Below are 24,165 nucleotides of genomic sequence, written 5' to 3' on the forward strand. Positions count from 1 at the left end.
GGATGAAAGCAAGGCATTGATTGCAGTAACTAGTTGTTCTAATTACAAAATCAATAACAAAGACTAAAACGTAGTTTTATGTCTAGCTAGCATTCATTTTAACAAGCATAAATGAATAGATAATTATCGGATTTGGTATTAAATATTCTAACCGTTTGAGTCATGACTGGCGGTTTCTTAAAAAACGCAGCGCTTAATGAGTACAATATAAGTGTTGTAAAGGATTAGCTAATAAAATGATTAAGAAATATTTGCTTACTGGTGCCTTGATAATAGGCGGCTTTACTTCCTCTCTTTCCTTTGCAGAGAAATTTACTGTTGCAGATCTGCAATTTGAGGGCCTGCAGCGTGTAACGTTAGGCGCTGCGCTGCTCAGCCTGCCGATTCGTGAAGGTGATGTGGTCGATGACTATCAGTTATCCAAAGCAATCAAGCAACTTTATGCAAGTAGCTACTTTGAATCCATTGAGCTGTTCAGAGATGCCGATGTGTTAATCTTTAAAGTAAAAGAACGTCCGACCATCAGCAATGTCGAGCTCTCCGGTAACAAGAAACTAACAGAAGAACAAATCTTTGATTCGTTAAAATCGTCTGCCCTGCAGGTGGGCGAGTCGCTGGATCGCACGACCCTGTCGGGCATTGAAAAAAGCCTGGAAGATTTTTATCATAGTGTCGGTAAATACAGCGCTAAAGTTGAAGCAATAGTAACCCCTTTGCCGCGTAACCGCGTATCCATCCAATTTGTGTTTAAAGAAGGTGTTACGGCAAAGATTGAGCAGATAAATATTGTCGGCAATAAAGTGTTTACCGATGAGCAATTATTAAAACGCCTTACCTTAAGTGATTCAGGCGGCTGGTGGGATTTTTTTGCTGATGATAATTACCAGAAACAAAAACTGGCGGCGGATCTGGAAGTTGTAAAAAGCTATTACCTTGACCGCGGTTATATCCGTTTTGCTATTGATGAGTCGCAGGTATCGTTAACGCCTAATAAAAAAGGGGTTTATGTCACTGTCAATGTTGATGAAGGAGAAGTCTATAGCGTTTCTGATGTTAGATTTATCGGTAACCTGCTTGGTTATGATGATGAAATTGCTTCTCTTGTTCCTTTCCAAAAAGGCGACATTTATGCGGCCTCTGATGTAACATTCACTGAACAAAGCATCCGTAAATATTTTGGTCGCTTAGGTTACGCCTATCCGCAAATCACCACTTACCCTGAAGTTGATGACAGCAATAACAGCGTTGCGGTTAACTTTTCTGTGGAGCCCGGGCAAAGAGGTTATGTACGCAATATCAATATCTCCGGGAACAGCATAACCAAAGATGTGGTGTTGCGCCGTGAACTGCGGCAAATGGAGGGCGGCTGGTTATCAAGTGAAAATATTGAAACCTCTAAAACACGCTTAAACCGACTCGGATTTTTCTCTAAAGTCGATATCAATACTGAAAGAGTCAGTGACGACCTGGTGGATTTAAATATTAATGTGGAAGAGCAGGCCTCAGGCTCGTTTAATGCGGGTATCGGTTTTGGTAGCGATTCCGGATTAAGTTTAAACGCCGGCGTACAGCAGAATAACTTTTTAGGCACTGGCGATAAGGTTGGCTTTGAAATAAAAAATAATGATTATAGTACCAGTGCCAGTGTTGATTATACCACCCCTTATCTTACCCGGGATGGCGTAAGTGGCGGTGGGCGTATTTTTTACAATAAATTTGAAGCTGCCGATGCAAATATTGTTGATTATACCAATACCACTTACGGTGTGCGTTTAAATAGCGGCTTTCCTGTTAATGAAATAAATCGTTTAGGTTTTAGTGTCGGTTGGGAAAGTAACAGCATTTCACAGACAAAATCCTATGCGCAACTACAGCAATTTTGGGATATTTACGGCTCAATGTTAGAGTCTGATGGCTCTGCTGAGTTTGAAAACTTTGATATTTCTGTTAACTGGACAAGAAATAACCTTGATAAAGGGGTGTTAGCTACGCAGGGTACAAAACACTCTTTATGGGGAAAAATGACCCTGCCCGGCTCTGACCTGCAGTATTTTAAAGTGAATTTTGATATCAGCAATTACCAGCGAATTACCGAAGATGGTGATTGGACGACACTGTTAAGGGCTTCTGGAGCATATGGTAACGGATACGGACAATTTGAAGGAAGTGATCAGACTCTACCCTTCTTTGAAAATTATTATGTCGGCGGTTACCGTACCCTGCGTGGTTTCTCGAGCAACACTGTAGGCCCTCGTGCATTATATGTAGCGAATGGCTCAACGGTGTTAACCGACAGTGCGATTGGCGGTAACGCTAAGTATACGCTTAGCGGAGAAGTGATCTTCCCACTGCCTTTCCTGGATGAAGCCTATTCCCGTCAGGTACGCGCCAGTGTCTTTGTTGATGCCGGTGAAGCCTGGGATACGGAATTCGATTATGATTATTATAGCCAGCTAGGTTGTTCATATAATTGTGATTATTTTGCCGATTACTCTAAACCGGGTAGAATGCGTGTCTCCTGGGGTAGCCAGGTGACCTGGGTATCTCCGATGGGGCCGTTAGTCTTTACCTTAGCATGGCCCTTAAAAGAGTATGAAGGGGACAGCACTGAAATATTCTCGTTCAATATTGGCCAAACGTTCTAATTATCTGTTTATAAGTATAAAAAATATAAAATTTATCGAGGAGTTAAACAATGAAAAGGTTTTTTAAAGTCGTCTCACTAGCCGTTACACTGGTTTCTGTTTCTTATTTGAATGCGGCACAGGCTGCGCAAAAAATCGCTGTCGTGTACCCGTCAAAAATTATGCAGGAATCGCCGCAGCGCGAAAAAATTATCAAAAAATTAGAATCTGAATTTAAAGGCCGTTATCAGGCGCTGCAGGCATTGGAAAATGAAATTAAAAAATTAGACGAAACCCTTAAACGTGATGCTGAGTTAATGGGCAAGGACAAAGTGACGGATATGAAACGTCAGGCAGAGGGTAAATTATCCGAATACAACCTAAAACGTAAAGCTTTTGAAGAGGATAACCGTCGCCGTCAGGTAGAAGAGCAGCAAAAAGCCGTTGCCGTCCTGCGTGATGCCATCGATAAGATCGCAGCAAAAGAGGGCTATGATATTATTCTCAACGGTGAGCAGATTGTTTTTGCTAAACCTGCTTTAGATATTTCCGACCGTGTTGTTAAAGAAATCAGTAAAAAGTAGGTTAGTAAGATGGTATATAATCTAGCGTCTCTGGCAAAGCAACTCAATGCCCAGCTGTGTGGTGATGCAAATCTCGAAATAAAGCGTCTGGCAACCTTCGATGGCGCCGGGCAGGGGGATATTACTTTCGTCTCCGATAAAAAATTATTATCCCGATTAGATGAATGTGCTGCCAGTGCGATAGTATTACCCACTGCAGTTAAAGAGGGCTATCAGGGTAATGCGCTGTTTATGGATAATCCCTATGTCGGTTATGCCTTATTAGCCAGAATTTTTGATACAACACCGAATCCCAAAGCCGGTATCGCCGTATCGGCGGTCATTCATGAAACGGCTGTAATCGGCAATAATGTGACTATTGCTGATCACGTTGTCATTGAACAGGGCGTGGTGATTGCTGATAACTGTCAGATTATGGCCAATGTGGTGATCGGACAATACAGTAAGATAGGTGAGCAGACCCGGATTTACCCGAATGTCAGCATTTATCATCAAAGTGAATTGGGTGCCCGCTGTATTATTCATGCCAACACTGTGATTGGTTCTGACGGTTTTGGTAATGCGCCTTATCAGGGCACCTGGGTGAAAATTCCGCAAATAGGCAAAGTTATTATTGGTGATGATGTTGAAATCGGTTCATCAACAACCATTGATCGCGGTGCGCTGTCGGATACCCTTATTGCAGATGGCGTGAAAATTGATAATCAATGCCAGGTTGCACATAATGTCTCCATTGGTAAGCATACTGCCATAGCGGGCGGCTCAAATATTGCCGGTAGCACAAAGATAGGTGCAAACTGTATTATCGGCGGCAGCGTTGCCATGAATGGCCATATTAATATCACCGATAACGTGGTAATTACCGGTGACTCGATGGTAATGCGCAGTATTACAGAGCCCGGCATATACTCATCCGGCGTTCCGGCACAAAAAAATAAAGCATGGCGTAAAACAACGGCTTATACGTTAAAAATTGATGACCTGTTTAAACGTGTAAAAGAACTTGAACAACAACTACAAGATAAACATTAAGGAATAATCGTGAGCAACGAATTAAATTCATTAGATATCAAAGAGATCATGGATCTTTTACCACATCGTTACCCATTTTTACTGATCGACCGTGTTATTGATTACGTGCCGAAAGAAAGACTGCACGGTATTAAGAATATCTCTTTTAATGAGCCGCAATTTACCGGGCATTTTCCGGGAACACCGATTTACCCAGGTGTGATGATCCTTGAATCATTAGCGCAGGCAACAGGCGTACTTGCTTTTGCAACCTTCGGTAAACCTGCTGAAAATGAGCTTTACTTCCTGGCCTCAATGGATAAAGTGCGTTTTAGAAGACCGGTGGTACCTGGAGATGTTCTACATCTTGAAGTTATTTATATTAAAGATCGTCGTGGCATGGGTAAATTCGAATGTGTCGCAAAAGTAGATGGCGATATCGCTTGTGAAGCGATGATCATGTGTGCAAGAAGAGAGATTTAATGACAGATAAGATGGCAATGATTCACCCAACGGCGATTGTGCATGAAAATGCAATAATCGGAAACAATGTAGAAATTGGACCTTATACAATTATTGGCGATAGAGTTGAAATTGGTGATAATTGTTGGATTGCACCGCATGTTGTAATCAAAGGTCCAACTAAAATCGGTAAAGGTAATAAAATTTTCCAATTTGCTTCAGTTGGGGAAGATTGCCAGGATCTCAAATATAACGGGGAAGAAACTTTCCTGGAGATTGGGGATAATAATGTGTTTCGCGAAAGCTGTACTATTCATCGCGGAACGGCGCAGGATAAAGGTACAACACGCATCGGCAATAATAACTTGCTGATGGCTTATGTCCATGTTGCCCATGACTGTATCCTTGGGGATAATATTATTTTATCCAATAATGCAACCTTAGCCGGCCATACCAAGCTGGCCAATAATGTCATTATAGGTGGTCTTTCTGCGCTGCATCAGTTTACCCGTGTGGGTGAATTTGCCATGATTGGCGGCTGCTCTGCGGTAAATAAAGACATCCCCCCTTACTTCATGGCGACAGGCAATTATGTCCAGGCGCAGGGCATTAACTCAGTCGGTTTAAAACGTCGTGGTTTTGACAGTAAAGCGATTATGGAAATAAAACGTGCCTATAAAATACTTTGTCGTGAAGGAAATACCCTTGAACAGGCAAAACTTAAAATTGCAGAAAAATTAGAAGATTGTCCTGAATTACAGGTTCTTTATGATTTTATCTGTGAAGATAGCCGGGGCATTGTCCGCTAAGCCATATTGTGCGTTAGTTATATTTAAATCAGGCTCATTAGAGCCTTTTTTTTTAAGAGCGAATTGAATTATGAATAAGCCATTACGAATCGGTTTAATTGCCGGTGAAGCTTCCGGTGATATCCTCGGTGAAGGTTTAATTAAAGCATTAAAAAAACATTATCCGGATGCTGTTTTTGAAGGCATTGCCGGGCCTAAAATGATTGCTCAGGGGTGCAAAGCGCTGCATCCTCTGGAAGCCTTGTCGGTAATGGGGTTTGTTGAAGTATTGGGTAAATTAACCAGTATTTTACGTATTCGTAAATCGATTATCGCGCACTTTATTAACAATCCGCCGGATATTTTTATCGGCATTGATGCGCCGGATTTTAACCTGACAGTAGAGTTGAAATTAAAACAGCAGCAGATTAAAACCATCCACTATGTGAGCCCTTCGGTATGGGCCTGGAAACAGTGGCGCATTCATAAAATAGCCAAAGCCACGGATCTGGTGCTGGCATTTTTACCATTTGAAAAAGCCTTTTATGATAAATTTAATGTGCCTTGTCAGTTTGTTGGTCATACCCTGGCAGATCAACTGCCGTTAAAACCGGAAAAACAACAAGCACGGCAGCGGTTAGGTCTGCAGCAGGATGATAAATTGCTGGCAATTTTGCCCGGTAGTCGTAAAGCGGAAGTGGAAATGCTCGGGCCGATATTTTTACAATCGGCCGCTGTGATCAGTAAAAAATATCCGGACTTTAAATTTATCGTACCGATGGTCAATGCAGCACGTAAAGCGCAATTTTTAGCACAGCAGCAGCAATATGCACCGGATTTACCGCTTATTGTATTTGACGGTCAGGCAAGCCCGGTTTTACAGTCTGCAGATACTGTCCTGCTGGCTTCCGGCACGGCGGCTTTAGAAGCTATGCTGGCCAAAGTACCGATGGTGGTTGCTTATAAAGTGAGCAGGGTTACCTATATGATTGCCAAAGCCTTAGTGAAAGTGAAATATACTTCACTGCCTAACTTGATTGCGGATAAAGAGATTATTAAAGAGCTCAATCAGGATGATTGTACGGTGGAAAAAATCGTTGCTGAGTTAGACCGCTTATTGAGCACAGACAATCAGCAGCTGATCGATACTTATATCGACCTGCATAAGCTGATTCGTTGTGATGCCGATAAACAGGCTGCGCAGGCGGTAGTGGATTTGCTCAATCAAAAACAGTAATCACCAGGGGCTAATATGAGTAAATTAAAAACAGATTTTGCAGCGGTTGTGTACCCGGATTTCAAATTGATTGCCGGTGTTGATGAGGTCGGGCGGGGGCCACTGGTTGGTGATGTGGTGACCGCATCGGTGATTCTGGATGTGAATAATCCCATCGCGGGTTTAACCGATTCGAAAAAGCTCAGCGAAAAAAAACTTGCTCTGTTATTTGATGAAATACAGGAAAAAGCGTTGTGTGTTGCCGTTGGCCGTGCCTCGGCAAAAGAAATTGATGCGCTGAATATCCTCCACGCCACCATGCTGGCGATGCAGCGTGCCGTTGAAAACCTGTCTATTGTGCCGGAATTTGTCTTTATCGATGGTAACCGCTGCCCGGAATTAAGCATGCCAAGTGAGAGTGTTGTTAAAGGGGATAGTCGTGTTGCGGAAATAAGTGCGGCGTCGATTATTGCAAAAGTAACACGGGATCGGGAGATGCTTGCGTTAGATAAAAAGTATCCGCACTATGGATTTGCTCAGCATAAAGGTTATCCTACTAAGGCACATTTTACGGCGATCGAAAAATATGGTGTGATAGACGAATATCGTAAAAGTTTTAAACCGGTTAAAAAGGTGCTTGGCCTTTTATAAAAAAGCTGTCTTAAAAGACCTTAACCATCGCTAAAATTAGTTTTTTATAAATCAGAGATCTTATGTCAGAGTCAGAAGTTATCGTCACATCCAGTTCACATCCTAAGTTTATTCACTTACGGGTGCACAGTGATTTTTCCATGGTAGATGGTGTCACTAAGGTAAAACCCCTGGTGGCTAAAACGGCTGCACTGGGGATGCCTGCAATGGCGATTACTGATCAGACTAATTTTTGCGGTTTGGTAAAATTCTACAGCGCGGCGCACGGCGCTGGAATCAAGCCGATAGTGGGCGCTGATTTTTGGGTGAAAAGTGATTTTCTCGAAGGTGAGTTATTTCGTATCACCGCCCTGGCAATGGATAATGACGGTTATAAAAATGTCACTGAATTAATCTCTAAAGCCTATTTGAGAGGCCATATAGCGGGCAGGGCTGTGATCGATCAATCCTGGCTGGCTGCGCATAATCAGGGCGTTATTTTACTTTCCGGCGGCAAAGACGGGGATTTAGGAAAAGTCTTATTAAAAGGTAACTATGAACTCGCGGCAGAAATAACGCAATTTTATCAACAACACTTTGACCGCCGTTATTACCTGGAATTAATACGCACTAACCGCCCCAATGAAGAAACCTACCTGCATTACGCGTTAGACTGGGCGGCAAAATACCAGCTGCCCGTGGTGGCCACAAATGAAGTGGTATTTGCCGATAAATCTCTTTATGAAGCTCATGAAATCCGCGTTTGTATTAATCAGGGATATGCTTTAGGCGATGATCGCCGCGAAAAATATTACAGTGAAGAGCAGTATCTGCGCAGTCAGGAAGAGATGTGTGACCTGTTTTCGGATATTCCCGAAGCGCTGGAGAACAGTGTTGAAATTGCCAAACGCTGTAATGTCACCCTGCGCTTGGGGGAATACTTCCTGCCGGACTTTCCAACCGGTGATATGTCGATCAATGACTTTTTCTGCGCAGTATCCAAAAAGGGATTGCAAGAGCGTTTAGAATTTCTCTTTGATAAAAACGCCCCGGATTTTGCCGAAATTCGCAAACCCTATGATGAACGTCTGCAGATTGAGCTGGACGTGATTAATACCATGGGGTTTCCGGGTTACTTTTTAATCGTAATGGAATTTATCCAGTGGAGTAAAGATAACAATATCCCTGTTGGCCCGGGGCGAGGCTCAGGTGCGGGATCATTAGTTGCCTATGCTTTAAAAATCACCGATCTGGATCCGCTTGAGCTGGATCTTCTCTTCGAGCGGTTTTTGAACCCTGAGCGTGTTTCCATGCCCGATTTTGATATCGATTTCTGTATGGATAGACGTGATGAGGTGATTGATCACGTTGCCGAGCTGTACGGGCGTGATGCGGTTTCACAGATTATCACTTTCGGAACCATGGCTGCCAAAGCGGTTATTCGTGATGTTGGCCGTGTACTCGGGCATCCCTACGGTTTTGTTGATGGTATTTCCAAACTCATTCCACCTACGCCGGGTATGACACTGACTAAAGCTTTTGCGGAGGAGCCGCGCTTACAGGAACGTTATGACGGCAGTGAAGAGGTACGTGCATTAATCGATATGTGCCGCACGCTTGAAGGCACGATACGAAATGCGGGTAAACATGCCGGTGGGGTGGTTATTTCACCGACTACTATTACCGATTTTGCCCCGCTGTATTGTGATGAAGAGGGGAAAAACCCGGTTACTCAGTTTGATAAAAATGATGTTGAAACTGCCGGACTGGTTAAGTTCGACTTCCTCGGTTTACGTACCCTGACGATTATCCAGTGGGCGCTGGATATGGCCAACGCACATAAAAAAATGCGCGGTGAAGAGCCTATTTTTATCGAAAAAATTGATCTTACCGAGCCGGCCTGTTTTGAATTATTAAAACGTTACGAAACGACCGCGGTTTTTCAGCTGGAGTCGCGCGGCATGAAGGATTTGATCCGCCGCTTACAGCCTGACTGTTTCGAAGATATGATCGCACTGGTTGCTCTGTTCCGCCCGGGCCCGTTACAGTCCGGGATGGTAGATAACTTTATCGAACGTAAACATGGCCGGGAGGAGGTTTCTTATCCGGATGCAACCTGGCAGCACGAATCACTAAAAGAGATCCTCTCACCGACCTACGGCATTATCCTCTACCAGGAACAGGTGATGCAGATTGCTCAGGTGTTATCGGGTTATACCCTCGGCGGGGCGGATATGCTGCGTCGTGCCATGGGTAAGAAAAAACCGGAGGAGATGGCCAAGCAGCGTGCGACCTTTGAACAGGGGGCAATCAATAACGGCATTGATGGCGAATTAGCCATGAAGATTTTTGACTTAGTTGAAAAATTTGCCGGCTACGGTTTTAACAAATCACATTCTGCCGCTTATGCACTGGTGTCTTATCAGACGCTATGGATGAAAACCTTCTATCCCTCCTACTTTATGGCTGCGGTAATGTCGGCGGATATGGATAATACCGAAAAAATCGTCACTCTGGTGGCGGAGTGCCAGAGTATGGGATTAACGCTTGGCCCGCCCGATGTTAACGAAGGTTTATTTAAATTTAATGTCGATCCCGATTTACGTATTGTCTATGGTATCGGTGCCGTTAAGGGGGTGGGAGAGGGACCTGTTGCCGCTATTATCGAAGCGCGGGAAGCGGGCGGGAAATTTATCGATCTGTTTGATTTTTGTAACCGGATAGACCTTAAACGCTGCAATAAACGTATTTTAGAAAAACTTATTCTTGCGGGGGCGCTGGATAAACTCGGTCCGCATCGCGCCGCTTTGATGGAAACCTTACCGCATGCGCTGCAGTCAGCGATGCAGCATAAAAAAGCGGAATCCTTCGGGCAAAGTGATCTGTTTGGCGTATTAACCACGGACAGTGAAGAGATTGCCGATAAATTTGCATCGGTAGATAAATGGCCTGAAAAACAGTGGCTGGCGGGTGAAAAAGAGACCTTAGGCTTGTATCTCACCGGCCATCCGATTAATCAGTACGAACAGGAATTGCGTGCTTTTCACTGTACCAAGCTAAGCGCCTTGGTCGCCAACCGCCGCGGGCAAAATAGTCGTGTTGCCGGGCTGATTTTGAGTATGCGGGTGATGGTGACTAAAGCCGGAAAACGGATGGGGATCATGACTCTGGATGATAAAAGTGCGCGCATGGATATCACTGTTTTTGCAGATCTATTGGATCAGTATGAAGATATTCTGGTCACGGATAATGTCGTGGTTTTACAAGGGCAGGTCAGCGAAGATTATTTTAACGGTGGTTTAAAAATGAACGCCCGGGAAGTGATGAGCATTGATCAGGCACGCGAGCGTTTTGCCTCAAAACTGCGTTTAAAAGTGGATGCCGATAAGATCAGCGCAGATTTTCAAGCATTATTAAAGCAGGCACTGTTACCCGCTCAAGGTGGATTGTGTCCGGTATTTGTTGAATATAAGAATCAGTTAGCGCAAACCGAGCTTACCTTTTCCAGAGAATGGGCGGTTACTCCGAGTGATGAGCTTTTATTTGCTCTGTCCAATTTGCTCGGCTCTGAAAATGTCACCCTGCATTTTGATCAGGTTTAGTAATGAATAACAATGATCTGTTTACCGCCTTCCAGGAACAACTGAGATTTATCCTCGCCCCGCAATCCATTGCCGGGCAGGATTTTCATATTGCCTTAAGCGGCGGCCTGGATTCGGTGGTTTTATTACATCTCTTTTCGCGATTACAAAAATTAGAGCCGCAATGTCAGGTTTGTGCCCATCATATCAACCACGGCTTAAGTGATAATGCCGCCCATTGGCAGCAATTCTGCGAAAATTTATGTGCTTCTCTGGCCATCCCTTTCCATTTTTCAAGAGTGCATTTAGTGAAACAAAACCGCACCAGCCTGGAGGCTGTTGCGCGTGAGAAACGTTACGCCTGCTTAAGCTCGGATTTATCAAAGAACAGTTATCTGCTGACTGCACATCATCAGGATGACCAGCTTGAAACGCTATTGCTTGCTTTGAAGAGGGGAGCGGGTACTACCGGTTTGCAGGGGATCCAGAAAAAGCAAAAACTGCACCATGGTTATTTGATTCGCCCTTTATTAGACTTTTCCCGTGAGCAGTTAGAGACTTATGCGGCGCTTTTCCAGTTGGACTGGATTGAAGATGAAAGCAATCAGGATAGCGTTTTTGACCGTAACTTTATTCGTCATAGTATTACCCCTTTATTAAAACGGCGCTGGCCGGGTATTGGCAAAGCAGTTGCACGCAGCGCCACTATTTTTCAGCAGCAGCAGCAGGTACTGGATGAAGTTGCGGCGGCTGACTTTGAAAAAATTGTTGAATTTTCGCTGAATCAGCAGGTATTACCTGTTGGCAAGCTGGCTCTGCTCAGTCCGGGACGGCGGAATAATCTGCTGCGTTTATGGTTTAAAAAAAATAATCTGGTTTATCCATCGGCGGTGCAGCTGCAAACCTTATGGACGGATGTCGCCCTGGCGGATAAAGATGCGCAGCCTGTTCTGCAGTTTAAGGGAAGATCGATTCGTCGCTACCGTCAGGATCTCTATTTTGTCGAAGATAAAAAAATAGCGCAGAGTGTCCCCCAAAGAACCAGATGGTTAGGGCAGGATAAAATAGCGTTATGCGATGGCCTGATTAACTTATTTTTTGCAATCGAACAAAGCAGGCAAAGTGCCATTGACCTGCGTGATTTGGCTGCCTGCGCCAAAGTGGAGATCTGTTTCCGTAGCCAATTACCGGCGAATTTAAGCTGCTTACCCGCTGGCCGAACGGGATCGCGTAGTATCAAAAAACTGTTGCACGAATACCATGTCCCCCCCTGGTTACGGGATTTAGTGCCTTTTATTGTGATCGACGGTGAGCTGAAAATAGCGGTCGGGTTGTGGTACTGTCAGAATGAGAACATACCGCCGCAGTTGGATGATCTGCGTGTTTCTTTTCTTTAAATCCTCTTAAGCTATTTAAAGTATAAGTACTCAATAAAAATTTATCCGGTATTTTCCGCTGTCAGCTGATATCCCCGCAGCTCGAAAATACAGTAAAAATTATCTACGATTACTGAGCAGCAGCTGTGGTGAAAAGACTATTGCAGATAGGGGGCTAACTGCTCTGCCATATATTCTGCTATCCACGGTTGCGCCTCCGGCGTTGGGTGTAAACCGTCATTCATTATCCACTGCGGATTGACAATCAGCTGCTCGAGAAAAAAAGGAATTAACGGAGTGCTGTATTTTTCACTCAGTTGCGGATAAAGTGAACTAAACGCCTGGCTGTAACGTTTACCATAATTAGGTGGCACCTGAATCTGCATTAATAGCGCGTCACTGTTTTCAGCCTTAATCAAATTAATCATATGTTCGATATTTTTCCTGATCAAGGTTGGAGGAAAACCGCGTAAGCCGTCATTTGCGCCTAATTCAATTAAAACAGATGTGGGTTTATGTAACGCGAGCAGTGCAGGCAGGCGGGCTAAACCGTTGTTGGTGGTATCGCCGGAAATACTGGCATTAACAACAATAGCCGACTTATTGCGCGCTTTGAGTTGCTCACTTAATAACGACGGCCAGCTCTGCTCTATGGGCATATTGTAACCCGCACTTAAGCTGTCACCAAGAATAAGCAGTGTTTGGCTATTTGCTATGCTGCAGCTGAGCAGCATAAAACAGAAGGAAATTATTTTTGCCATGTCATTATCCATTATAAAAGCAGTATCAGTGAGTAAATCAGTTTCTGCTAATGCAGTTGAGTTATCTATTTTAAAAGATATCACATTTGAAGTCTTTTCTGGTGAGACAGTTGCAATTATTGGCACATCAGGTGCAGGTAAATCTACCCTGATGACGCTGTTGGCGGGATTAGACGTTGTCAGCTCGGGGGAAATTGAGCTGCTCGGACGGCCTTTGTCGCAATTAGATGACGAGCAGCGGGCTAAAATTCGTAGCGAGTCGATTGGTTTTGTTTTTCAGAATTTCCTGCTAATTCCATCATTAACGGCATTGGAAAATGTTACCTTACCGGCTATCCTGCGTGGTGAAGGGGAAGATAAAGACAAAGCGCAGCGCTTATTAGCATCGGTCGGATTGTCCGGCCGGGAAACGCATCTACCCTCACAACTATCGGGTGGCGAACAGCAGCGGGTCGCGCTGGCAAGGGCGTTTATGACCCAGCCCAAAATTTTATTTGCCGATGAGCCCACCGGCAATTTAGATGAACATACCGCGGAAAACATTATCGAACTGCTATTTGAAATGAATCGGGACCATGGTACGACACTGGTGTTAATTACCCATGATGCCAATCTGGCCAGACGCTGTGAACGTACGCTTTCTATCCATGCCGGTGAGCTAAAGGAGAGCTGATGAGTAAGTTGCAAACACCCTCGGGAGCACAGATGGTAATGCGCTGGAGCTGGCGGGAGATATGGCAGGGCCAGCTTTGGCCGGTAATGGCTGCCCTGACTTTGATTATTGCCTGTGTGGTTGCTCTGTCCGCACTGGCGATTCGTGTTGAAAAGGTGATGACTGACCATGGCCGCTCGATGCTCGCCGGTGATCTGGTTTTTCGTTCGGCCAATCCGACACCTGAATTGATCCTTAATAAAGCACAGCAGCTTAATCTGACCATCTCTGAGCAAACCCGTTTTCAAACTATGGCGTTCAGCGATAAAGGGATGCAGCTGGTCACGGTTAAAGCGGTGCCGGACAACTATCCGCTGCGTGGTGAGTTGATTTTAACGGGCGAGGGCGGTGCTGTTCAATCTTCGCTGCAGCCGGGGCAGTTATGGCTTGCCGAGCGTTTATTTTCTTTATTGGAAGTCAAGATTGGAGATGTTGTTGCCATTGGTGATGTCGAGCTAAGGGTTTCCGGCAAAATAGAATCTGAACCTGAACTTTCCTATAACCCTTTTCGAACCATGCCCAGCGTCTTTATTCATGTTGCCGACCTGGATAAAACCGGCGCGCTGCAGTTAGGCAGCCGGGTACAGTATCGCAGTTTTTTTAAGGGCAGCGACAGCGCACTGGCGCAAATTCAGCAGGACTACCCGTTACAGGCCGGAGAACGCTGGATAAGTGAGGATAATCAGGGCAGAAGCGCCGATTTAATCGGCAAAGCCAAACAATACCTGTCGCTGACTATTCTGATGGTGATCTTGATGGCTGCAGTAACCTTGGTCTTGACTTGTCAGCATTATGCCTCAAGCCGAAGCGCTACTGTAGCCATGTTAAAGAGCATGGGGGCAAGTAAAAGCTGGTTACGCCGTTGGTTATTAAGCCAGGTCGGTTTAATGTTCAGCATGGCTATTATCTTTGGCTCATTAATTGGTTTAGGCCTTGAGCTGCTATTACGCCTGCCTTTAACAGGTATTTTACCCGAGCAGTTGCCCGGTTATGGCTGGCAGCCTTTTGTTTTTGCTAGTGCCGTTGCACTGTTGATTGGCTTGCCTGCATTAGGTATTCCGCTGCTAAGACTGTTGGATACGCCTGCCATTGCGGTATTACAGGCGCAAAGTGAAAAATCTTCTAAAAAAGGGGTGTGGCTGATTGCTGTGCCGATTTGTGCATTTTTACTGGTCTATGGTACTAACAGCTTGGTGTGGATGGTTTTTGCCGGATTAGTGGTGCTTTTTCTGCTTCTGGCCGGCGGCAGTTATCTGTTACTGCATCTTCTCAGCAAAGCGAAGTGGGGGGCGGCTATGTCCCTTGCTCTGAGCCGCATCAAGCGTTCGGCAATCAACAGTATGATGCAGCTCGCTGCGCTGTCGGGATCCTTGATGCTGGTGGCGGTGATCTGGCTGGTAAAAAGCGATTTATTGGGAGATTGGCAGCAGACTCTACCGCCTGATGCGCCCAATGTCTTTGCACTTAATATTGCGCCAACGCAGCAGCAGGCGTATCTGCACAAATTAGATCAGCAACAGGTTCAACGCTCTCAGGGGTATCCGATAATCCGCGGGCGCTTAACCCAAATTAACGGTCAGGATGCTAAACAATATGCAGATCACGATGGTAACCATATTAATGCCCTGCGACGGGAGTTAAACTTTACCTGGGTTGAACAACTGCCCGATCACAATCAGGTCGTTGCTGGACAGTGGACAACTCAGGCAGGGGTTTCACTGGAGCAGGAATTAGCGCAGGAGTTAGGCGTCAGGGTTGGCGACAGATTAGGGTTTTCCGTTAACGGACAGCCGTTCAGCGCGCAGGTAAACTCACTTCGCCAGGTGCAATGGCAGAGTATGAAGCCAAATTTTTATGTTATTTTTAGCCCGGATGTGGTGCAGGGGTTACCCGCTACCTGGCTGGTCAGTTTTCGTATTAACGATCAGCAGGTTCCATTTTTGAACCAGCTGGGGCGTGATTACCCAACAGTCAGTTTATTGGATCTGCGTACCATGGGGGGGAAAATTCAAGCTATACTCGGACAAATAACCTGGTCATTGACGGTATTAGCGGGTCTTGGTGTGATTAGTGGTATATTATTGATTTTTACTTTATTACGCTTAAGTCTGAATCAGCGTCGGCGTGAAATCACACTATACCGAACATTAGGGGCAAGCAGAAAACGAATCAGCCAGACTTTATGGAGTGAATACGGGGTGATGGCTGTTTCCGCAGGTCTGCTTGCCGTGATTGGTGCCGAATTGATCGTCTTCAGCCTGATCAAATGGGGATTTGAGTTAACACCATCCCTGCATATCGGCATGTGGTTTGTATTACCTATTTTGGCCATGCTGGTCGTTTTTGCCAGCCTGAGCAGTGTCATTCAGCAGTTGTTAAGACCCTTAAAATAAGCCATTAGTTTTCAACTGAGCTTCTCTGATAAAGGGGAGCCTCAGTTTCACTTCACCTGTTACCCACATTATTTTTTAAGTTAATCAGAGACAACTTCAGCCCTATAACTGACCCTGGTAACATTTAATATTCTATAATTATTAATTAAGATGCTTTATCGGCGGCCATGCTTAACGGGAAATATTGCTGCTCAGCCAAAACATGATTTTTAGTGGCGATTGAACTTTACTTCAACATGCTTTGTCAGGCACGAGCTCGGAGACCAGAGCAAGACGCAACATGAGGTAATGGTTTTTCCCTTTTCGATTGGTGCAACACAGCACTGGTTTTCGAGCTAGCGCCCCATAGGGCAAGGTAAATTGCACCAATCTGCTTTGTTATAAAATTTCTATGTAGAATAACTATACTTCAATTTTATGCCTGGCATCTCGGCACAATTTGCCTTGCTGACTTTGCATCTTGAAGTATCATGGGTATATACCAATCAGACTAATTATCTGAACATTTATGCTTGTTAAAATTAATGCTAGCCAGACATAACACTACGTTTTAGTCTTTGTTATTGATTTGATTCACAACGTCATGTTCTTCACCACTTTGTGGCCAGCTAAAGCTGTTCAAAATCGTTCCATACGATTTTGTGTAATTAGAACAACTAGTTATTGTAATCAATGTGTTGCTTTCATTCATTTTTCCTGACGCCTAAACAGATCATTTAATTAATCCAATTGGTATTATGCCTATGGGGATTATAAGAGGCTATCGGAAAATATGCTTAATGATCTGTTATTACTGCTTTTTTTTGCAATCGTCAGCGTACGTATTGGCAGGCGCCTGCGCCTGTCAAATATTGTTTCTTATCTGTTTTGCGGATTTTTACTTGGCCCTTCAGCACTGAACCTTCTTCACTCTTATGAAGAGATAGAGCTGATTGCCGAGTTTGGCATTGTTTTTTTAATGTTTTCACTCGGTTTAGAGTTTTCATTAGATAAGCTGATTAAAATGAGCCGTGCTGTTTTTGGTGTGGGCGCGCTGCAGGTTTGCGTGTCATTTTTGCTTTTCTACTGGGTATGCCAGTTTTTTGCGATGAGCTGGCAGCAGGCATTTACCGTTGCCGGTGTGTTGAGCCTGTCGTCAACGGCCATTATTGTCAAAGTATTAACCGATCAGCAGAGGTTACAGTCCAGAACGGGCCGGGTGACCATCGCTATTCTGCTTTTCCAGGATCTTGCTGTCGTTCCCCTCTTAATTATTATCCCTATTATTGCTCTGCCCGGTCTGGAAGGCGATATTATGATGCCGTTGTCCATCGCCTTTGTGAAAGGAGCGCTGGCGGTTGCAGTGGTACTGTCAATCGGGCGCTGGTTACTGCCCAAGTTTTTTGATCAGATGGCGAGTTTACGTTTTGACGAAGTGTTTATTCTATCTACGCTTTTTATTACCATACTGGCTGCCTGGTTTACCCAGAAGCTCGGTTTGTCGATGGCATTAGGAGCTTTTTTAGCCGGTATGATGCTCGGTGAAAGCCATTACCGCTATCAGATTTCAGCGGATATAAGGCCATTTAAAGATATTTTAATGGCCATCTTTTTTATCTCGATTGGTACGCTCCTGCAGCATCAGGTGTTGATAGATGATTTTGCTGCCTTGAGCTTAATTGTAATCGGGGTGCTGTTAGCTAAAGCCTTTACCATTACCTTGGCAGCACTGATTATGAAGGAGAAATTAGCGACGGCATTAAGTGTCGGTATCGCTTTGGCGCAGATGGGGGAGTTTGGTTTTATATTGATAGCACTGGCCGGTAAATATGAATTATTGGATGCGCAGTTGTCCTCTTTGCTTATTGCAACCGGGGTGATCACTATGACCCTGACGCCGCTTCTGGTGCAATACAGCCAGAATATCTCCCGCGAAGTTTTACATCATTCAGCCAGGCCGCTGCGCCTGCAAAAACCGTTACCGGGGCAATTTAATAACCATACCATAATTTGTGGTTATGGGCGCGTCGGACAGATTGTTTCACGATTTTTAAAAACAGAATCTTTGCCTTTTGTTGTCTTGGATAGAGATCCGATGCGGGTAAAGGAGGCAAGAGAAGGCGGGGAGATGATTGAATTTGGTGATGCGGCCAGCCGTGAGATTTTATTACTGGCAGGTATTGAAAAAGCTAAGTTATTAATTATTACCTTTGATGATATCGGTCGTTCATTGGCTTTGTTAGCCCTGATTAGGGAACTTAACCCCGATGTGAAGGTGCTGGTACGCACCAAAAATGACCGCGGTCTGGATAAGTTAAAAGCCGCGGGAGCTACCGAAGTTATCCCCGAAGTATTAGAGGGGAGTTTGATGTTGGTTGCGCACGTACTGTTTTTATCCGGTATTCCGAGCCGCAGAATTCTGCAGCGTCTGGACAGTGAACGTAAGATTAAGTACCAGCATCTGCACGGATTTTATTATGGGGAAAGCAGTCAGAGTAAAAAAAGTGAATGGCATATAGAAAAACTGCATGCGGTTACCCTGACTGAAGATGCGCCGGTGCTGGGCAGTTATGTGCAGGAGTTTCATCTTTCAGGCGTTATTATTAAATCGCTGCATAGAAAAAATGGTGCAGAGGTGGTCATTTCTGAAAAGGTACGCTTTCAAGCTGGTGATGTGGTTTTATTGCAGGGTGAGAAAAATAGTTTATTGCTGGCCGGTAAAATTCTGCTCGGTAAACTGCATGAGCCGCCTATTTAAACATGTTTTGCATTATCACTAATTTGGCGCATGATTTATCCTTCATTTTGCTTTATTCTTAAGCAAATACTGATTTCTAAAAAGAGTCGTTTATGTCTGAAAACTTATCTGAGACCTTGTTTGCACATAAATTTAATGTGCAGGAGACGTCAACTATTATCGCGAGTTCCACTACTAAAAAGCACCAGCTGAAGAACAATGCCGTTATGGATGGCGAAGAGCAGCCGGGGTGGTACCGTTTGCTCAAGTTTATGCTCTGGGACTGGCAGGGGTTAGATGTTGTTGACTGTTATGAGGTGATCTCCCGTATCTCGGCATCAAAAAATCCGCGCAGTGATGCAGAGGTGCTGGACAGCGTAATAGGTTTCCGCTCAGGAAACTGGACCTATGAGTGGACGCAAAAAGGGATGTTGTATTATAAACAGGGCAATGAGTTTGCCAAGTTGGATAAAACGGACCAGGCTAGAGAGGCCTATTATCTAGCGTCACAATTTTACAGTATTGCCAGTTATCCTCACCTAAAAGGAGACGAATTAAGTATTCAGGCGCAAGTACTGGCATTTAATAGTTACAAAGAGTCGGCAAAATATAATAACAAGATGGTCTTAAAAGAGATTAAAGTGCCATTTCAGGGGAAAGAGGTAACTTGTTATTTACATCTTCCGAATGAGGAGACGATTCATCCGGTGGTGATTATAAGCGCTGGACTGGATACCCTGCAATGTGAACTGTTGCCCTTATTTGAACAGGAACTCGCGCCAGCGGGTATTGCCATGTTAACCGTTGACTTACCGGGTGTCAGTCACTCTTCGCATGTCAAACTGGAACAAAACTCATCTAACCTGCATCAGGCTATCTGTCATTTTTTACGCGATGTCCCCTGGGTGGATCACGACCGCATTGCGCTGATGGGAATACGTTTTGGTGGTAATGTGGCAGCCCGTCTGGCCTTTTTGGAGCCGGACTGCGTCAAATCTGTAGTCTGCATTGGTGCGGCCGTCGGCAGTGTTTTCGATAAGCTGGATAATTTTAAAAAATTGCCACCGATGTTATTGGATTGTATTGCATCACGTATGCAGCTTAAAAACTCCAGTGCTGAACAACTCTATCAGTTTTGCGTACCACTATCCCTTATAAAACAAGGTCTTCTGGCGAGAACACGGATTAAAACTCCACTGCTAAGTATTGGTCATAAAGATGATATTATCTGTAATGAGCAGGATTTGCAGTTGATTGCCCGCGCCAGTAGTGAAGGTGAGTGTCATATTATTGATAAACCTCCCATTTTTAAATCATATTTAAACTCTTTAAGTTATTCTGCTAAATGGTTAACAAGCAACCTGGCGGAGTAGGTGATAAGATAAGAAAACATTTTAATATTATTAGGAATGCACTGTTATGACATCTGATGTGGAAAATGGACCGTCCCATGGCCGAATAATAAAATTACTGACTGATTTAGGCCCCTATTTTCGTCGTTTACAATCGACTGATTCATCTTATTTTTTCGATTGTTTAGAAATATGCGTCGATGACAACAAAGAGCCTGAAGAAAGAGAGTTCTTGGGCTGGTGGGTGGTTGTTAGCAATAACGGCGAGAGTTGTTTATATGAACGATTTAACGGTCGTTATAATTTAACGGGAGACTGGGTGGCTGAAACAATCTCTGCGCAGAATTTAAAACAACTTGATAATTCTTTTGCTTTATTTATAGAGAGCCTGCAAACCTTAATGGAAGTGGAAATGCAGCTGCAGTTAAATGCTGTCGAAGCTGTATGCAGTGAAGTTTAAGATAAAAAACAGCAGAAATAAGCGCGATATTAGTCACTCAGATTGACTATCATGGAATGAATAATGGTATAGTCATCAACAGCAACGAGTCCTCGTTGCTGTTTTTTTAGTCCACCTGAATTTTTTATTACTCTGATAAACGAAAGCAGCATGAAAACCAATAAAAAGACGATTGTAGTCAAATTAGGAACCAGTGTTCTCACCAGCGGGACAACAAAGTTAGACCGTGCACATATGGTTGAAATTGTACGTCAGTGTGCGCAATTGCATAATCAAGGCCACCAAATCATCGTGGTGACCTCTGGCGCGATTGCTGCGGGCAAAGAACATTTAGGTATGCATAATATAGAGCCCACCATAGCAAATAAACAGATGCTTGCCGCCGTCGGGCAGGGACAATTAGTACGTGAGTGGGAAAACCTGTTTAAAATATATGGCTTGCATGTCGGACAGATGCTATTAACACGTGCAGATTTAGATGACCGGGTGCGTTTTTTGAATGCCCGGGATACCATTAAGACGCTATTAAAGTATCGTATTATCCCCTTAGTTAATGAAAATGACGCAGTAGCTACCAACGAAATTAAAGTGGGCGATAATGATAATTTATCGGCCTTAGTCGGTTTACTGGCTGATGCCGATCAGCTGTTATTATTAACTGATCAAAAGGGGTTATTCACCAGTGATCCACGCAACAACCCCGATGCGCAGTTGATTCCCGAGATAGAAAAAATCACCCATGAAATTCATGCCTTGGCAAGTGGTAGTATCAGCGGTCTGGGAACCGGCGGCATGTCGACTAAAATTCAATCTGCAAGTATTGCCAACCGGGCGGGTATTGAAGTGGTGATTGCGTCCGGGCATAAAAAAAATGTAATAGTCGATGCGGTCGATAACAAGCCGGTAGGGACCCGTTTTATACCTGAAAATAACCGTTTAGAAACGCGTAAAAACTGGATATTTGCCGGCTCCCGTCGCAGAGGTAAGATAGTTGTTGATGCCGGCGCTGAAAAGGCGATTGTAGAATCAGGCAGCAGTTTGTTAGCCAAAGGTATTGTTGCCACCGCTGAGCAATTTTCGCGTGGTTATGTTGTGAGTATCGTCAACCAGGAGGGTAAAGAGTTAGCCCGGGGCGTGGTACGCTATAACAAAGCCGATATTGAAAAAATAAAAGGCGCACATTCAAATCAAATCGAAACGATATTAGGCTTTGAATATGGTCGGGTAATTATTCATCGGGATGATTTAGTTCTTTTATAAAATAATGGTTAAGGAAAAGTTAATGGATTTACAATCAATCGGTAAATTAGCTAAACAAGCAAGTTATGAACTTGCCGTTACAGACAGCAAGCAAAAGAATGCCGCATTGGAAGCGATTGCGTTAGCATTAGAAACTAATCAAAGCAAAATTGTTACGGCAAATAAAGAAGATATTCAAGCGGGTAAAGCTGCCGGCTTAACAGATGCGTTATTAGACCGTTTACTGCTTGATGAACAACGTTTAGCCGGCATTATTGCGGATCTGCGCAGCGTGATCCGGCTGACAGATCCGGTGGGTGAAGAGTTTGATAGTAAGTTTCTTGAAAATGGCTTAAAGCTGTGCAAACGTCGCGTCCCGATTGGTGTGATTGGCGTGATTTATGAGGCTCGCCCGAATGTCACCATCGATATCGCCGCATTAAGCTTAAAAACAGGTAATGCCTGTATTCTGCGTGGCGGTAAGGAAACGATTCGCTCTAATATGGTGTTAGTGAAAGTGATCCAGTCGGCTTTATCATCGGTGGGGTTGCCGAAAACTGCAGTGCAGTATATTGAAAATACCGATCGCGCCTTAGTGGGTGAGCTTTTGAAAATGGATAAATTCGTGGATATGATTATTCCGCGCGGCAACATAGGACTACAGCAGTTCTGTAAAGAAAACAGTAATATTCCGGTGATTATCGGCGGGATAGGTATCTGTCATCTGTTTGTCGAGCAAAGTGCTGATCAGGAAAAAGCGCTGGCGATTATTGAGAATGCCAAAGTACAACGTCCAAGCGTCTGCAATGCCTTGGATACACTACTAGTGGATCAGAAAATAGCAACAGAGTTTTTACCAAAACTGGCTGCGCATTTATTGCCGTTGGGTGTGACCCTGGTTGCCGAGGTAAAGGCCAAAGCTATTTTAGGTAAGCATGCTATTGCCGCACAGGAAGGTGACTTTTCCCGTGAGTGGTTATCGCTGCACTTGGGTGTTAAAGTCGTTGACGATTTAGAGCAGGCATTGCTGCATATTCGTGAGCATAGTACTGAGCATTCCGATGGTATTTTGAGTAACGACTTCAGTGTTGCGAATAAGTTTATCAATGCCGTCAATTCAGCTGCTGTTTACGTCAATGCCAGTACGCGTTTTACCGATGGCAGCCAGTTCGGATTGGGGGCGGAGGTCGCAGTTTCAACTCAAAAACTGCATGCCCGTGGTCCGATGGGTTTACAGGAATTAACCACTTATAAGTGGATTGGTATCGGTGATAATCTGATCCGTAGTTAATAAATAGATTACCGGTAAGTACGGCTGTCAGCTGATAGCCTGACTCTTAGTCACAAGTTTCTAGTTAGACCAACTTGGTTTGTTGTTTGCCTTCGCTTGTAGGCTGAGGAAATAATATTTATTGTTGGTCTTCCGCCCTTGACGGCGTGTAAGCGATGAGAAACCGAAACGCAGTTTCGCAGTTCGAGAGAGCTATGCTCTCTCAACGGCTTAGGGTAAAGAGAACTTCGTTCGTGACTCTATGCTGAAGCATAACTCACAGTGCCGTATACAGGGAAGGCAGAGCCTATTCCGCTCATAAACCTGAACTATCGTTCAATTCGCCGAACGTTTTTTTGTCTTGATAAATAAATCCCTTCTTAACGCACCAGTTCGGAATGCACATCCCTGTGCATGCCGAACTTAGTGAAACCGTCCGGGTTTCACTTGCTAAAGGAATTGATTGATCAAGAAAAACGTAAACGGAAATTTTCCTAGCCGCATTGGTTTAGTGGGTTATTACCCTCTTTTCAACGTCAGAGCGAAACTGACAACATTATTAATCAGTCTACCTAAAATACTGGATGATTTTTCATTGAGTACTGAGCAAAGCAATGTGGCTACGATTCTCCCCTTCCATTTTTCTTGTTCTGAACAAACGCTTTAGCAATGGAAACACGAGCGAATTGAACGCCAGTTCAGTCTTATGAGCGGGCGAAGCTCTGCTTGCCCTCTGTTGTTTCCACTAAGCTTGGCATGTACAGGGATGTGCATTCCAAGCTGGTGCTTTAAAAAGTGGTTGGTCAGTGCAACTGTCATTCCGCACCTAAATAATTATTAAGATTCAGCACAAAATAGTGATCTGAGTTTCACAATTCTCAGATATTAGAAAAAAAATAAAAAAACGATTGACCCCGATCTCTCTTTTTGATCTATTACTCTCTTTTGAAAGAGATAAATCATGACCTACCCGTTTACTAAATCACTTGA

At 44.2% G+C, this 24,165-nt stretch carries 19 protein-coding genes; 17 read left to right on the plus strand and 2 right to left on the minus strand.

Annotation, left to right across the window (positions count from 1 at the left end):
- The first annotated feature begins 236 nt into the window (after nucleotides 1-236).
- From bamA to tilS, 9 genes are all read left to right on the plus strand, one after another.
- Nucleotides 237-2,645 (plus strand): outer membrane protein assembly factor BamA, encoded by a 2,409-nt coding sequence (bamA, locus tag ABZA00_RS06990; protein ID WP_372881434.1) that lies wholly within the window; start codon nucleotides 237-239, stop codon nucleotides 2,643-2,645.
- 50 nt (nucleotides 2,646-2,695) lie between these two features.
- Nucleotides 2,696-3,208, plus strand: coding sequence for an OmpH family outer membrane protein (locus tag ABZA00_RS06995; protein ID WP_372881435.1), 513 nt, complete (start codon nucleotides 2,696-2,698; stop codon nucleotides 3,206-3,208).
- A gap of 9 nt (nucleotides 3,209-3,217) precedes the next feature.
- Nucleotides 3,218-4,240 carry a UDP-3-O-(3-hydroxymyristoyl)glucosamine N-acyltransferase gene (gene lpxD, locus ABZA00_RS07000; RefSeq protein ID WP_372881436.1) on the plus strand — a complete coding sequence of 341 codons (1,023 nt, stop codon included), beginning with the start codon at nucleotides 3,218-3,220 and terminating at the stop codon, nucleotides 4,238-4,240.
- A gap of 9 nt (nucleotides 4,241-4,249) precedes the next feature.
- Complete coding sequence (gene fabZ / locus ABZA00_RS07005) at nucleotides 4,250-4,702, plus strand: 3-hydroxyacyl-ACP dehydratase FabZ (RefSeq protein ID WP_372881437.1); 453 nt, start codon at nucleotides 4,250-4,252, stop codon at nucleotides 4,700-4,702.
- Complete coding sequence (gene lpxA / locus ABZA00_RS07010) at nucleotides 4,702-5,490, plus strand: acyl-ACP--UDP-N-acetylglucosamine O-acyltransferase (protein ID WP_372881438.1); 789 nt, start codon at nucleotides 4,702-4,704, stop codon at nucleotides 5,488-5,490. Before fabZ ends, lpxA begins: the two co-directional genes overlap by 1 nt.
- Nucleotides 5,491-5,560: 70 nt before the next feature.
- Nucleotides 5,561-6,706 (plus strand): lipid-A-disaccharide synthase, encoded by a 1,146-nt coding sequence (lpxB, locus tag ABZA00_RS07015; protein WP_372881439.1) that lies wholly within the window; start codon nucleotides 5,561-5,563, stop codon nucleotides 6,704-6,706.
- Between the two features lie 15 nt (nucleotides 6,707-6,721).
- Entirely contained in the window at nucleotides 6,722-7,336 is a 615-nt protein-coding gene (gene rnhB / locus ABZA00_RS07020) for a ribonuclease HII (RefSeq protein ID WP_372881440.1), read from the plus strand.
- A 62-nt stretch (nucleotides 7,337-7,398) separates the two neighbouring features.
- Entirely contained in the window at nucleotides 7,399-10,917 is a 3,519-nt protein-coding gene (gene dnaE / locus ABZA00_RS07025) for a DNA polymerase III subunit alpha (protein ID WP_372881441.1), read from the plus strand.
- A 2-nt stretch (nucleotides 10,918-10,919) separates the two neighbouring features.
- Nucleotides 10,920-12,293 (plus strand): tRNA lysidine(34) synthetase TilS, encoded by a 1,374-nt coding sequence (tilS, locus tag ABZA00_RS07030; protein WP_372881442.1) that lies wholly within the window; start codon nucleotides 10,920-10,922, stop codon nucleotides 12,291-12,293.
- A gap of 137 nt (nucleotides 12,294-12,430) precedes the next feature.
- Here the strand turns inward: tilS and tesA are convergent, their stop codons facing one another.
- Nucleotides 12,431-13,033, minus strand: a complete 603-nt coding sequence (tesA, locus tag ABZA00_RS07035) for a multifunctional acyl-CoA thioesterase I/protease I/lysophospholipase L1 (RefSeq protein WP_372881443.1) — start codon at nucleotides 13,031-13,033, stop codon at nucleotides 12,431-12,433.
- On the opposite strand from tesA, the gene ABZA00_RS07040 reads away from it, so the two are divergent.
- Both ABZA00_RS07040 and ABZA00_RS07045 read left to right on the plus strand, forming a co-directional pair.
- Entirely contained in the window at nucleotides 13,032-13,706 is a 675-nt protein-coding gene (locus tag ABZA00_RS07040) for an ABC transporter ATP-binding protein (RefSeq protein ID WP_372881444.1), read from the plus strand. The genes tesA and ABZA00_RS07040 overlap by 2 nt on opposite strands.
- A complete protein-coding gene (locus ABZA00_RS07045) occupies nucleotides 13,706-16,138 on the plus strand; it encodes an ABC transporter permease (RefSeq protein ID WP_372881445.1) in 2,433 nt (810 codons plus the stop codon). Before ABZA00_RS07040 ends, ABZA00_RS07045 begins: the two co-directional genes overlap by 1 nt.
- Before the next feature lie 550 nt (nucleotides 16,139-16,688).
- Here ABZA00_RS07045 and ABZA00_RS07050 read toward each other — a convergent pair.
- Nucleotides 16,689-16,829, minus strand: coding sequence for a hypothetical protein (locus ABZA00_RS07050; protein WP_372881446.1), 141 nt, complete (start codon nucleotides 16,827-16,829; stop codon nucleotides 16,689-16,691).
- Nucleotides 16,830-16,910: 81 nt separating this feature from the next.
- Between ABZA00_RS07050 and ABZA00_RS07055 the strand changes: the two genes are divergently transcribed.
- The 6 genes from ABZA00_RS07055 to ABZA00_RS07080 all read left to right on the plus strand — a co-directional run bounded on the left by ABZA00_RS07055 (nucleotide 16,911) and on the right by ABZA00_RS07080 (nucleotide 23,842).
- Nucleotides 16,911-18,875, plus strand: a complete 1,965-nt coding sequence (locus ABZA00_RS07055; RefSeq protein ID WP_372881447.1) for a cation:proton antiporter — start codon at nucleotides 16,911-16,913, stop codon at nucleotides 18,873-18,875.
- A 92-nt stretch (nucleotides 18,876-18,967) separates the two neighbouring features.
- Nucleotides 18,968-20,227, plus strand: a complete 1,260-nt coding sequence (gene frsA, locus ABZA00_RS07060) for an esterase FrsA (RefSeq protein ID WP_372881448.1) — start codon at nucleotides 18,968-18,970, stop codon at nucleotides 20,225-20,227.
- Nucleotides 20,228-20,273: 46 nt separating this feature from the next.
- Entirely contained in the window at nucleotides 20,274-20,666 is a 393-nt protein-coding gene (crl, locus tag ABZA00_RS07065; RefSeq protein ID WP_372881449.1) for a sigma factor-binding protein Crl, read from the plus strand.
- 150 nt (nucleotides 20,667-20,816) lie between these two features.
- Nucleotides 20,817-21,926 (plus strand): glutamate 5-kinase, encoded by a 1,110-nt coding sequence (gene proB, locus ABZA00_RS07070; RefSeq protein ID WP_372881450.1) that lies wholly within the window; start codon nucleotides 20,817-20,819, stop codon nucleotides 21,924-21,926.
- A 22-nt stretch (nucleotides 21,927-21,948) separates the two neighbouring features.
- On the plus strand, nucleotides 21,949-23,196 hold the full coding sequence (locus tag ABZA00_RS07075; protein WP_372881451.1) for a glutamate-5-semialdehyde dehydrogenase: 1,248 nt from the start codon (nucleotides 21,949-21,951) through the stop codon (nucleotides 23,194-23,196).
- A gap of 442 nt (nucleotides 23,197-23,638) precedes the next feature.
- Nucleotides 23,639-23,842, plus strand: a complete 204-nt coding sequence (locus ABZA00_RS07080) for a hypothetical protein (RefSeq protein ID WP_372881452.1) — start codon at nucleotides 23,639-23,641, stop codon at nucleotides 23,840-23,842.
- Nucleotides 23,843-24,165: the final 323 nt, after the last annotated feature.

The organism is Psychromonas sp. (genome assembly GCF_041586535.1).
Classification (GTDB): Bacteria; Pseudomonadota; Gammaproteobacteria; order Enterobacterales; family Psychromonadaceae; genus Psychromonas.

Excerpts from the sequence above, each read along its gene's own strand:
- bamA (WP_372881434.1), top strand. The coding sequence starts at position 237 with ATGATTAAGAAATATTTGCTTACTGGTGCCTTGATAATAGGCGGCTTT.
- ABZA00_RS06995 (WP_372881435.1), top strand. The coding sequence starts at position 2,696 with ATGAAAAGGTTTTTTAAAGTCGTCTCACTAGCCGTTACACTGGTTTCT.
- lpxD (WP_372881436.1), top strand. The coding sequence starts at position 3,218 with ATGGTATATAATCTAGCGTCTCTGGCAAAGCAACTCAATGCCCAGCTG.
- lpxA (WP_372881438.1), top strand. The coding sequence starts at position 4,702 with ATGACAGATAAGATGGCAATGATTCACCCAACGGCGATTGTGCATGAA.
- lpxB (WP_372881439.1), top strand. The coding sequence starts at position 5,561 with ATGAATAAGCCATTACGAATCGGTTTAATTGCCGGTGAAGCTTCCGGT.
- rnhB (WP_372881440.1), top strand. The coding sequence starts at position 6,722 with ATGAGTAAATTAAAAACAGATTTTGCAGCGGTTGTGTACCCGGATTTC.
- dnaE (WP_372881441.1), top strand. The coding sequence starts at position 7,399 with ATGTCAGAGTCAGAAGTTATCGTCACATCCAGTTCACATCCTAAGTTT.
- tilS (WP_372881442.1), top strand. The coding sequence starts at position 10,920 with ATGAATAACAATGATCTGTTTACCGCCTTCCAGGAACAACTGAGATTT.
- ABZA00_RS07040 (WP_372881444.1), top strand. The coding sequence starts at position 13,032 with ATGTCATTATCCATTATAAAAGCAGTATCAGTGAGTAAATCAGTTTCT.
- tesA (WP_372881443.1), bottom strand. The coding sequence starts at position 13,033 with ATGGCAAAAATAATTTCCTTCTGTTTTATGCTGCTCAGCTGCAGCATA.
- ABZA00_RS07045 (WP_372881445.1), top strand. The coding sequence starts at position 13,706 with ATGAGTAAGTTGCAAACACCCTCGGGAGCACAGATGGTAATGCGCTGG.
- ABZA00_RS07050 (WP_372881446.1), bottom strand. The coding sequence starts at position 16,829 with ATGAATGAAAGCAACACATTGATTACAATAACTAGTTGTTCTAATTAC.
- ABZA00_RS07055 (WP_372881447.1), top strand. The coding sequence starts at position 16,911 with ATGCTTAATGATCTGTTATTACTGCTTTTTTTTGCAATCGTCAGCGTA.
- frsA (WP_372881448.1), top strand. The coding sequence starts at position 18,968 with ATGTCTGAAAACTTATCTGAGACCTTGTTTGCACATAAATTTAATGTG.
- crl (WP_372881449.1), top strand. The coding sequence starts at position 20,274 with ATGACATCTGATGTGGAAAATGGACCGTCCCATGGCCGAATAATAAAA.
- proB (WP_372881450.1), top strand. The coding sequence starts at position 20,817 with ATGAAAACCAATAAAAAGACGATTGTAGTCAAATTAGGAACCAGTGTT.
- ABZA00_RS07075 (WP_372881451.1), top strand. The coding sequence starts at position 21,949 with ATGGATTTACAATCAATCGGTAAATTAGCTAAACAAGCAAGTTATGAA.